Genomic DNA, 11,008 nt, shown 5'->3' on the forward strand with positions numbered 1-11,008 from the left:
TTTCCAAGCGGGTGGCGGGTTGGACGAATCGAAAGACCTGATTGTTGCGAGGCCTGAAGGCCTTTATTGCCCGCCGGGCGACTTTTTTATCGATCCATGGCGGCCGGTCGATCGGGCAATCATCACGCACGCCCATGCAGATCACGCCCGTTTCGGACACGCCCGCTATCTTGCGGCAGATGCGGGCGTTGGTGTATTGCTCTCGCGCTTACCCGGCATCGACCTGCAAGGCGTTCCGTACGGCGAGCGCCTTGTGATCAATGGCGTCACCGTCTCGCTCCACCCCGCCGGGCACGTGCTCGGATCGGCGCAAGTGCGCGTCGAGCATGCAGGCCGCGTATGGGTTGCATCGGGCGACTACAAAGTCGACCCCGACCCGACCTGCGCGCCGTTCGAACCCGTTCGCTGCGACACCTTCATTACGGAGTCCACTTTCGGCCTGCCGATCTACAGATGGGATCCGTCGCACGTCACCTTCGGCGGCATCGATTCGTGGTGGCGGCACAACGCGGCAGAAGGACGCGCATCCGTCCTGTTCTGCTATTCGTTTGGCAAGGCGCAGCGGATTCTTGCCGGCGTCGATGCGACTATCGGGCCAATCTTTTGTCATGGCGCCGTGGAACCGCTGAACCGGGCGTATCGGGCATCGGGCGTGGCGTTGCCGGAAACGCGCCTTGTCAGCGATATCGCCGCGAAAGACAAAGCCGTGTTCAAGGGCGCGTTGATCATTGCGCCGCCGTCGGCGCAAGGCAGCACGTGGATGCGGCGTTTCGGCGATTACAGCGATGCCTTCGCTTCCGGCTGGATGCGCTTGCGCGGCACCAGGCGCCGGCGCGGCCTGGATCGCGGTTTCGTGCTGTCCGATCACGCGGACTGGCCGGGCCTGCAGCAGGCTATCGGCGCGACGAAGGCTGAACGCGTGATCGTCACGCACGGCCAGATTGAACCGATGGTCCGGTGGCTGCGCGAGCAAGGACTCGAAGCCGGCGCGTTCACGACCGAATACGGCGACGATGCGATCGAAGCGGACGCGGCCGATGCCGCCGAAGCCACCCAAGCCACTCAAGCCGAGGCGGCCCCTCAATGAAGCGCTTCGCCGCGTTATACACCGCGCTCGACGGCACGACATCGACGAAAGAAAAACTCGAGGCGCTGATCGCGTACTTCTCGGCGGCGGAGCCCGAGGACGCGGCATGGGCGTCGTATTTCCTGAGCGGCGGCAAGCCGCGCCAATCCGTACCCACGCGCCTTCTCAGCGAATTTGCCCGCGAGCGCGCCCGGCTGCCCGAATGGCTTTTCGAAGAGTCGTATCAGGCCGTCGGCGACCTCGCCGAAACCATCGCGCACATTTTGCCGCCCGCGGAACGCACGTCCGAGCTAGGCCTTGCGCAATGGATAGAAAGCCGCGTGCTGACCTTGCGCGGCGTCGAACCCGATGAACTCAAGACGCGTTTGCTCGGATACTGGGACGAACTCGACTGGGGCGAGCGCTTCTTGCTGACCAAGCTGATTGGCGGCGGATTTCGCGTCGGCGTCGCGCGGCAGCTTGTCGTGCGCGCGCTGGCGGAGGTCGCGGGCGTCGATCACAAACGCATCGCGCAACGCATGGTCGGCTGGACCGACTCGCGCCAGGCGCCGGACGCCGCGCGCTATCTCCGGCTGGTCGCGCCCGAAACCTCACCCGACGATGAAACCGCCGCCCCGCATGAAAGCGATATCGGCTTGCCTTATCCGTTCTTTCTCGCGCATCCCTTGCAAGCCGATCCGGCCACGCTCGGCGCACCGGCGGATTGGGTCATCGAATGGAAGTGGGACGGGATTCGCGCGCAACTGGTGAAGCGCGGCGGGCGCGTGTGGGTCTGGTCGCGTGGTGAAGATCTCATCACCGACCGCTTTCCGGAGATCGCCGCCCTGGGCGAAGCGCTCGCCGACGGCACTGTGATCGATGGCGAAATACTCGCGTGGGAACCGGGCGCCGATGCGCCCTTGCCGTTCGCGCGTCTGCAACCGCGGATCACGCGCAAGACCTTATCGAAGAAAGTGCTCGCCGATTCACCCGCGACGTTTCTTGCCTACGATTTGCTCGAAGCCGAAGGCCGCGACCTGCGCATGACGCCCTTGATAGAACGCCGCACGCAACTCGATGCATTGGCGAACGAACTCGCGGTGGATTTGCTGCGTGTCTCGCCGGTCGTGAATGCCGGCGACTGGACCGCGCTCGCCGCATTGCGCGAAGAAAGCCGCGGCCGCGGCGTGGAAGGGCTGATGCTCAAAGGCCGTGATTCGATGTACGGCGTCGGCCGCACGAAGGCATCGGGAACGTGGTGGAAGTGGAAGATCGAGCCATATGCCATCGATGCCGTGCTGCTCTACGCGCAACGCGGTCATGGACGCCGGGCGAGTCTGTACACCGACTTCACGTTCGCCGTGTGGGACGAAGCCGACGGCGTGCGCACGCTCGTGCCTTTCGCGAAAGCCTATTCGGGCCTCACCGATGAAGAAATGCGCAAGGTCGATGCCATCGTGCGCAAGACGACCATCGAAAAATTCGGACCGGTGCGAAGCGTCACGCCGACGCTCGTCTTCGAGATCGGCTTCGAAGGAATACAAGCAAGTCCGCGCCATAAATCCGGCATCGCGGTGAGGTTCCCGCGCATGTTGCGATGGCGCACTGACAAGCAGATCGACGACGCCGACACGCTCGCCATGCTCGAGGGTTTCCTCGATGGAGCCGCAAATTGAGCGCGCCGCGTCCGCGTCGAGTGCCGAAAACGCGCGCGGCTCAGGCGAAGTCGGACGCGCTCGCCGAGCTGTTTCAGCCGGTGCCGGTCGTACTCGATCCCGAAGCTGAAAGCATCCCTTTCGATACACGCCTGAACGCATGGTTCGAGCACAACGACCGGCAGCCGTTTCCGTTTCAGCGCGAAGTATGGGAAGCGATTCAAGGTGGCGCGAGCGGCCTGCTGCACGCAACAACGGGCGCGGGGAAAACGTGGGCCGTGTGGCTCGGCGCGTTGGCCGCGTACGGGCGCGAACAAAAAAGTCCCGCACCGTTGACCGTGTTGTGGATCACGCCGATGCGCGCCCTCGCCGCCGATACCGCCCGCGCATTGCAAGCCGCGGTGAGCGGACTCGCGGTGCCGTGGAGCATCGGCTTGCGCACCGGCGACACGCAATCCGCCGAACGCGCGCGGCAAAACAAGCGCATGCCGTCGGCACTGGTCACCACGCCAGAGAGCCTTACGTTGATGCTCACGCGCGCGAACGCCATCGACGAAATGAAACACGTGCGCCTCGTCGTCGTCGATGAATGGCATGAGTTGCTCGGCAACAAACGCGGCACGCAAACGCAACTCGCGCTGGCCCGTCTCGCACATTGGCGGCCGGAGTTGCAGGTATGGGGTTTGTCGGCGACGCTCGGCAATCTCGAACTCGCCAAGGACGCGTTGCTCGCGCCCGTGAAAACGCCGCGCGTCGCGGTGCGCGGCGCACAACCGAAAACCTTGATTGTCGATACGCTGATCCCCGATACCATCGAACGCTTTCCGTGGGGCGGCCATCTCGGCGTGCGGCAAGTCGAACCGGTCGCGGCTGAAATCGATAAGGCGCGCAGTTCGCTCGTCTTCACCAACACGCGTTCGCAATCGGAGATCTGGTACCGGGCGCTGCTGGATTTGCGGCCCGACTGGGCCGGGCTGATCGCGCTGCATCACGGTTCGCTCGACAAGGAAGTCCGCGAGTGGGTTGAACTCGGGTTGAAGAACGGCCAGCTGAAGGCCGTGGTGTGTACTTCGAGCCTTGATCTCGGCGTCGATTTCCTGCCGGTTGACCGCGTGTTCCAGATCGGCTCGCCGAAGGGCGTCGCGCGCTTGATGCAACGCGCGGGACGATCGGGACACGCGCCGGGACGCGCGTCACGCGTGACCATCGTGCCAACGCATGCGCTCGAACTCGTCGAAGCCGCCGCTGCACGATGGGCGGTCGAGGAACGCCATATAGAAGGCCGCGAGATGCCCTACAAGCCGCTCGACGTCCTCGTGCAGCATCTCGTGAGCATTGCCATCGGCGGGGGCTTCAAGGCGCCTGATCTCTTCGATGAAGTCCGCACCACCTACGCGTATCGCGATCTCACGCAGCAGGAATTCGACTGGGCGCTGGCCTTCGTGGAACGCGGCGGCGCGTCGCTCGCGGCGTATCCGGATTTTCATCGCGTGATGCCGGGTGCCGATGGCGTGTATCGCGTGCCGCGCGAGGATCTGATCCGGCGCCACCGGAACAACGTCGGCACGATCGTCGCGAACGCGACCATCAACGTGGCGTACATGACGGGCGGCCGGATCGGGGCGATGGAAGAATCGTTCATCTCGCGCCTGAAACCCGGCGACGTCTTCACGTTCGGCGGACGCGCGCTCGAACTGATCCGCGTGCGCGACATGACCGCGTATGTGAAGCGCGCGACGTCCTCGCGTGGCGCGATGCCGCAATGGGCCGGCAGCCGCATGCCGCTTTCGTCCGAACTCGCCGAAGCCACGCTGATGATGCTCGCCCGCGCCGTCAACGGCGTCTACGATGAACCCGAGATGCAGGCCGTGCGTCCGCTGCTGGAGTTGCAGGCGAAGTGGTCCGCGTTGCCGGAACCCGGCGTGCTGCTGGTCGAAATGATCCGTTCGCGCGAGGGGCATCATCTGTTTTGTTATCCGTTCGCGGGGCGCATGGCGCATATCGGCTTGGGGTCATTGATCGGCTGGCGCGTGGCGCGCGATCAGCCCAGTACCTTCTCCATATCGATGAACGATTACGGCTTCGAGTTGCTCTCCGCGCTGCCGTTCGACTGGGAAACGCTGATACAGGAAGGACTTTTTTCGCCCGATAATCTCGAACACGACATTCTCGCGAGCCTCAATTCATCGGAGCTCGCGGCGCGGCGTTTTCGCGAGATCGCGCGCGTGTCCGGTTTGATCTTCCAGGGCCACCCCGGCCAGCAAAAAAGCGCGCGGCAATTGCAGGCATCGAGCGGATTGTTCTATGAAGTTTTTCGCCGGCACGACAGCGACAACCTGCTGCTCGCGCAGGCCGAGGAAGAAGTGATGTTGCAGGAACTCGAACTCGAACGCATGCGTGCGGCGCTCCAAAGCATGAACACGAGCCGGCTTGTGCTCACGCATCCGAAGAAGCCGACGCCATTTGCGTTTCCGCTGATCATCGCGCGGCTTCGCGAAAAGGTGAGTACCGAGAAGCTTTCGGATCGGGTCGCGCGCATGCTCGCCGATCTTGAGAAGGCGGCGCGCGCATGATGATCGAAGCGATGACGGTGGATGCGGGCGGGCATGCGCTGGTGTTGTCGGCGGCGCGCGCGGCATTCGATCCGGTGCTGAAGACGTTGTTTATCGCCGATGCGCATTTTGGCAAGGACGCGGTGTTTCGCGCGCGAGGGATTCCGGTGCCGGAAGGATCGACCGCCGAGACGCTTGCGCGGCTCGATGCGTTGATCGTCACGCATCGCCCCGCCTGCGTGGTTTTTCTCGGCGACTTGCTGCACGCAAGGGAATCACACGCGGCCGCGACGTTACACGCGCTCGCCGAGTGGCGCTTAAGACATGCAGCGCTGCGACTCGTGCTCGTGGAAGGCAATCACGATCGTCACGCCGGCGGACCGCCCGAAATGCTGAAGATGGAAGTGGTCGATGAGCCTTATCGGCTGGGACCGTGGGCGTTGTGTCACTACCCGCAGCGAGTGGCGGGAGCGTTTGCGCTCGCTGGTCACGAGCATCCGGTATATCGCGTGGCGACCCGGCGGGACAGCGTGCGCCTGCCCTGCTTTCGCTTCGCCGCCGATGCCGGCGTCCTCCCCGCGTTCGGCGCGTTCACGGGCGGTTACGAGGTCAATGAGAACGCACGCAACGAACGCATCTTCGTGGTCGCGGGCGAGCGCGTGATGCCGGTGCGTCCCCAGGCTCAAGCTCAGTGATAAATCGTCTTCGATGAAACCAGCTTCGTCAGCGTGCCGCGCTGGAACCTGTACCAGCCCTCGCCACTTTTGAGCACGACTTCATCGCGCTGCCAGAACACGCCGGTCAGCTTCATGCGCCGTCCGATGCGCTCGACCGCCGGCGGGCGCTTCGTGAAGTCGTAGAGAAGGAGTTCGGGCGCGCCGTTATCGAAGGCTTCGACAATCATTCGGGCACCGGACGGCTCGACAAAATGCGCGATACGCCGGGCGTTCAAACGGTCGAACGTCGCGCCATCGAGCTGCGCATCGATGTTGTTTCCCTGCTGGACGAACGTCACGCTTCCCGCCGTGGTACGGATAGGTCCGGCGCTCGAATCCGTGTCTTGTGCAAAGGCGCCTGGCACGACGCACATGGCCAGCAGCAACGGGAAAACGGTGCGAGATACGTTCATTGAAGATCCTTCATAAAAACGGCATTCCGCAAACTAGACCTGCCGTTCACGAAAAGCAACATTCATCGGCGAAAAGGCCAACTCACTGAATCAGCGCTCGAAATCTCAGGGTTTCCACCGATCAAATCGTAAAACGTTCGGTACAATTTGAACCCTCCAGCCGCCCGATCCTCCCCGCACTCCATGCCTCTGCCCCTTTTCGCCCTCGCTATCGCCGCGTTTGGCATCGGCACGACCGAATTCGTCATCATGGGCCTGCTGCCCAACGTCGCGCGCGACCTCGGTGTGTCGATACCCGCCGCCGGCATGCTCGTATCCGGCTATGCGCTTGGCGTGACCATAGGCGCGCCGATCCTCGCCATCGTCACCGCGAAAATGCCGCGCAAGAAAGCGCTGATGGTTCTGATGGGCGTGTTCATTGTCGGCAATATGCTGTGCGCCGTTGCGCCGGGATACTGGGTGCTGATGGCCGCGCGCGTTGCGACCGCGTTCTGTCACGGCGCGTTCTTCGGCATCGGCTCGGTCGTGGCGGCGGACCTCGTCGCGCCGAACCGCCGCGCGCAAGCCATTGCGTTGATGTTCACGGGGCTCACGCTCGCGAACGTGCTCGGCGTGCCGCTTGGCACCGCGCTCGGCCAGGTGGCCGGATGGCGCGCCACGTTCTGGGTCGTCACGTTGATCGGACTGGCGGCGGCCGGCGCGTTGTGGGTTTGTTTGCCAAAGCACATCGAGATGCGCGAATCCAGCATCCTGCGCGAATTCAGGGTGCTCAGGAACCCGCAAGTACTGATGGTGCTGGGCATCAGCGTGCTGGCATCGGCGAGCCTGTTTTCCGTTTTCACGTACATCACGCCGATCCTCGAAGACGTCACCGGTTTCTCCCCGCACGCGGTCACGCTCGTGCTGTTGCTGTTCGGGCTTGGACTGACCGTTGGCAGCACGCTCGGCGGCAAGCTCGCCGACTGGAAACTGCTGCGCTCGCTGCTGACGTTTCTTATGGCGATCATCATTGTGCAGGCGATTTTCGCGGCGACCATGCGCGCTGCGATTCCCGCGATGATCACCATCTTCATCTGGGGCGTGCTTGCGTTCGGAATCGTGCCGCCGTTGCAAATGTTGATTGTGAATCGTGCAGCCGATGCCCCCAATCTTGCATCCACGCTCAATCAAGGCGCGTTCAATCTCGGCAACGCGACGGGCGCCTGGCTTGGCGGCATGGCGATCGGCGCGGGCGCGTCGCTCAGCACGCTTCCCTGGGTCGGCGTGCTGATGGCGTGCGGCGCGTTCGGCCTGACCTTGCTCTCGGCTACGCTCGACAAACGCGCGCGCCGCATGGGTATCGGGCAGACGGTTTAAGCCAGAACGCTTAACGTTGCCCGGGGTTGAAATGCTTGGTGAGCCCCCGCCAGCATTCGTAGTAATGCGCCTGCAATTGCGCGGTTTCGAGCGCGAAGCGCGTCGGCTTGATCAGCGTGCGCGTTTCGAACATGAACGCCATCGTGTCGCCCACCTTCACCGGCTTCGATGTATCCGCGTTCGACGCTTTGTCGAAGGTTCCGGCATCCGGTCCATGGCCCGACATGCAGTTGTGCAAGCTCGAGCCACCCGGCATGAAGCCTTCGGACTTCGCGTCATACACGCCGTGGACCAGGCCCATGAACTCGCTCGCCACATTCCGATGAAACCACGGCGGACGAAACGTGTTCTCGCTTGCGAGCCAGCGCGGCGGAAAAATCACGAAGTCGTTGGCATCGACACCCGGCGTATCCGTCTGCGATTGCAAGACGAGAAAGATCGACGGATCGGGGTGATCGAAGCTTATCGAACCCATGGTGTTGAACAGGCGCAGGTCGTATTTGTACGGCGCGTAGTTACCGTGCCACGCGACCACATCGAGCGGTGAATGACCGATGTCCGCGCGCCACAACACGCCGTTCATCTTCGCGACGAGTTCGAACGCGCCCTCGCGATCTTCGTACGATGCATGCGGCGTGAGGAAATCGCGCGGATTCGCGAGGCCGTTCGAACCGATCGGTCCCAGATCCGGCAAGCGCAACAGCGCGCCGAAGTTCTCGCAGATATAACCGCGCGCCGTGCCATCCGGCAGCGTCACCGAGAAGCGCACGCCACGCGGAATGACGGCGATTTCGAATGGTTCGATATCGAGGCGTCCGAGTTCTGTAGCGATGGACAAGCGCCCTTCTTGCGGCACGATCAGCAACTCGCCATCGGCGTTATAGAAGAAACGATCCTGCATCGATCGATTCGCGGCGTACAGATGGATCGCGCAACCCTGCATGGATTCGGCGGCGCCGTTGCCGGCCATCGTCACCCAGCCGTCGATGAAATCCGTCGGCGCGTCGGGCATGGGCAACGGGTCCCATCGAAGCTGATTGGGTGGTGTGGGCGGCACCTCGGCGAAGTTCGCCACGAGTTTGTTCGCCGCCTCGATTTGCGTGAACGGCTGATGCACGGCCGCCGGCCTGATCCGATACAACCAGGACCGCCGGTTATGCCCGCGCGGCGCGGTGAACGCCGTGCCCGAAAGCTGCTCGGCGTACAAACCATAGTTCACGCGCTGCGGAGAGTTACGCCCGAGCGGCAACGCGCCGGGCAACGCTTCGGTCGCGAAATCGGCGGCGAAGCCCGATTGGTAATGCTGACTGGCGTCAGTATGGCTTGTGAAAACCGCGGGCGGTTCTGGGTTCATTCGTTTGTTCCATCGGCAAATTTATTACGCATGGTAAAACGAATTACGATAGGTAAAACTATTGTTAACCCTAGGCATGTATCGGCCGATTGATACCGATGCATATCGATATGTGGATTTTGTGCAAAGCGTCATGCGCGGCGCTGCTACCATCGACGCTACATTGCAAGAGAGCCCCGCCTAAATGATTGCGCCGACCGTCCAGCAACTCGTCGCGCGCGCCTCGGACTATCCTTTTCCGGGCGCGCGCATTGTCATGGGCGAGAAGGCGCGCGCGGAATCGGCCGTTGCGTTCTACGACGGTTTCACTCTGGCTAGCGCTTACGAGCCCATCTTCGATGTCAGCACGCGCGGCTTGCCGCAATCGCTGACGGCATCGGTGGAAAGTGCGGAGCGTTTTGGCGATGAACTTGGTTTTCAGGCATTGACTCTCACTGCCGATGGCGCGCCTTTCGACCCTTTCGCTCAACTCGACGATGACCCGCGGCTTGTCGAACTCGATCGTCTTTCACGCGCGTTGCACGCGTTCAATTTCTTTGGTGCGCAGCGGCCTGGATTGTTGTTCTTGCGGGTTCACGAGCGTTTGCTGAAGAGCGTGAAGTACGACCATGGGAAGCACTTTTCTTCTGTGCTGATCGAGTTTGGGTTGAATCCGGCGCGGATCGTGATTGAGTTGCCGTCGGCGGCGGTTGCACACCGGACCTTTCTTGGGTATCTCGTCAAGAGTTATCAGAAGTACGGCTTCAAGGTTGCGGGGAATCTGGCGAACGCGGGGCAGGTCATGGCGGTGTCGGATATGGCGCGGCTTGATTTCATCAAGATGGATGCCGGCGCGGCGTTGCGGGATTCGGTGGTCAAGCCGTTGGTCGGGTATGCGCACAGATTGAGGATTCCGCTGATCTTCAGCAACGTGGCGGATGAAGCGCAGTTCGATGCGCTGCAACAGTTCGATGTGAATTTTGTGCAGGGGCCGGCGTTTGAAGTGCATGAGGAATAACGCTGGCGCTTGGGCCGGGGTTTGGCTTGTGGTCGGGGTTGATGCCGGGTTGCTGCTTTTTGGGCCTTCGCGCGTTTCGTCTTATCTGATTTCTTTAGCACTATTAGCCACTGTGCGTGGCGGCACTTCATTTCACAGGTTTTAACGCTGGCGCTCGGATGGTCATTTGTAGAGGTCGGGGTCGATGCCGGGTTGCTGCTTTTTAGGCTACCTCGCGTTTCGTTTTGGCTGTTCTCTCTAGCACTGTTAGCCACTGTGCGTGGCGGCACTTCATTTCACAAGGTTTTAACGCTGGCGCTCGGGCGGTTGTTTGTAGCAGTCGGAGTCAATGCCGGGTTGCTGCTTTTTGGGCCTTTGCGCGTCCTGTCTTATCTGATTTCTTTAGCACTATTAGCCACTGTGCGTGGCGGCACTTCATTTCTTTGTCCAACGGCGACAAAGAAACGAAGCAAAGAAAACGCCTTTCAACCGCTAATTCTTAAGTGTCCACAGCGTGCAGTTACAACTATTTGGTACCCCAAAAGCACGCTCAGCGTATAACCCCGAACAGTTGAAACCCTCCCCCTCCGGCAACGGCAACCCACACGCTTCGCCACCAGTGTGGGAATCCGTTAACCAGGCTTCCGCGCTGCGCGCGCTGATGCCCAAAACGAAGGGTCGGCCGTGCCGGTGAGGAAGTTTCGGGTCCAGGATGCTTTGAACCTGTTATTGGCTAACCCGTTGTTATACGTGGGCCAGGTTTCCGTATAAACGGATTCCCACACTGATGGCGAAGCGTGTGGGTATCTGTGTTCGGAGGGGGAGGGTTTCAAGTGTTCGAAGTTATTCGCCAAGCGTGCTTTTGGGGTACCAAATAGTTATCAGTGCACGCTCGGGACACTTATGTGCCCTCGTTTGGA

General features: G+C 61.8%; 8 protein-coding genes. 6 read left to right on the forward strand and 2 right to left on the reverse strand.

The annotated features are described in order from the left end of the window. The first annotated feature begins 19 nt into the window (after positions 1–19). Genes HB633_RS29540 through pdeM form a run of 4 tightly spaced genes read left to right on the forward strand, consistent with a single transcriptional unit; the run spans position 20 to position 5,968 of the window. Positions 20–1,087: a ligase-associated DNA damage response exonuclease gene (locus HB633_RS29540; protein WP_213781670.1), complete on the forward strand. Its 1,068-nt coding sequence runs from the start codon at positions 20–22 to the stop codon at positions 1,085–1,087. After that, positions 1,084–2,742, forward strand: coding sequence for an ATP-dependent DNA ligase (locus HB633_RS29545; RefSeq protein WP_213781671.1), 1,659 nt, complete (start codon positions 1,084–1,086; stop codon positions 2,740–2,742). Before HB633_RS29540 ends, HB633_RS29545 begins: the two co-directional genes overlap by 4 nt. After that, positions 2,739–5,294, forward strand: a complete 2,556-nt coding sequence (locus HB633_RS29550; protein ID WP_213781672.1) for a ligase-associated DNA damage response DEXH box helicase — start codon at positions 2,739–2,741, stop codon at positions 5,292–5,294. Before HB633_RS29545 ends, HB633_RS29550 begins: the two co-directional genes overlap by 4 nt. Further along, positions 5,291–5,968, forward strand: a complete 678-nt coding sequence (pdeM, locus tag HB633_RS29555) for a ligase-associated DNA damage response endonuclease PdeM (protein ID WP_213781673.1) — start codon at positions 5,291–5,293, stop codon at positions 5,966–5,968. Before HB633_RS29550 ends, pdeM begins: the two co-directional genes overlap by 4 nt. On the opposite strand, the gene HB633_RS29560 is transcribed toward pdeM, so the two are convergent. Further along, positions 5,962–6,402, reverse strand: a complete 441-nt coding sequence (locus HB633_RS29560; RefSeq protein ID WP_213781674.1) for a hypothetical protein — start codon at positions 6,400–6,402, stop codon at positions 5,962–5,964. The two genes, pdeM and HB633_RS29560, sit on opposite strands and share 7 nt — an antisense overlap. 183 nt (positions 6,403–6,585) lie before the next feature. Between HB633_RS29560 and HB633_RS29565 the strand changes: the two genes are divergently transcribed. Continuing rightward, on the forward strand, positions 6,586–7,758 hold the full coding sequence (locus HB633_RS29565) for an MFS transporter (protein ID WP_213781675.1): 1,173 nt from the start codon (positions 6,586–6,588) through the stop codon (positions 7,756–7,758). Between the two features lie 10 nt (positions 7,759–7,768). On the opposite strand, the gene hmgA is transcribed toward HB633_RS29565, so the two are convergent. Continuing rightward, entirely contained in the window at positions 7,769–9,112 is a 1,344-nt protein-coding gene (gene hmgA / locus HB633_RS29570; RefSeq protein WP_213781676.1) for a homogentisate 1,2-dioxygenase, read from the reverse strand. A 184-nt stretch (positions 9,113–9,296) separates the two neighbouring features. Here hmgA and HB633_RS29575 point away from each other — a divergent pair, with 184 nt between their 5' ends. Next, positions 9,297–10,109, forward strand: coding sequence for an EAL domain-containing protein (locus HB633_RS29575; RefSeq protein ID WP_213781677.1), 813 nt, complete (start codon positions 9,297–9,299; stop codon positions 10,107–10,109). Positions 10,110–11,008: the final 899 nt, after the last annotated feature.

This window comes from Caballeronia sp. dw_276 (assembly GCF_018449635.1).
In the GTDB taxonomy this organism is placed as follows: domain Bacteria; phylum Pseudomonadota; class Gammaproteobacteria; order Burkholderiales; family Burkholderiaceae; genus Caballeronia.

Bases quoted from the DNA above. Each gene is read 5' to 3' on its own strand.
- HB633_RS29545 (WP_213781671.1), top strand. From the start codon at position 1,084: ATGAAGCGCTTCGCCGCGTTATACACCGCGCTCGACGGCACGACATCG.
- pdeM (WP_213781673.1), top strand. From the start codon at position 5,291: ATGATGATCGAAGCGATGACGGTGGATGCGGGCGGGCATGCGCTGGTG.
- HB633_RS29560 (WP_213781674.1), bottom strand. From the start codon at position 6,402: ATGAACGTATCTCGCACCGTTTTCCCGTTGCTGCTGGCCATGTGCGTC.
- HB633_RS29565 (WP_213781675.1), top strand. From the start codon at position 6,586: ATGCCTCTGCCCCTTTTCGCCCTCGCTATCGCCGCGTTTGGCATCGGC.
- hmgA (WP_213781676.1), bottom strand. From the start codon at position 9,112: ATGAACCCAGAACCGCCCGCGGTTTTCACAAGCCATACTGACGCCAGT.
- HB633_RS29575 (WP_213781677.1), top strand. From the start codon at position 9,297: ATGATTGCGCCGACCGTCCAGCAACTCGTCGCGCGCGCCTCGGACTAT.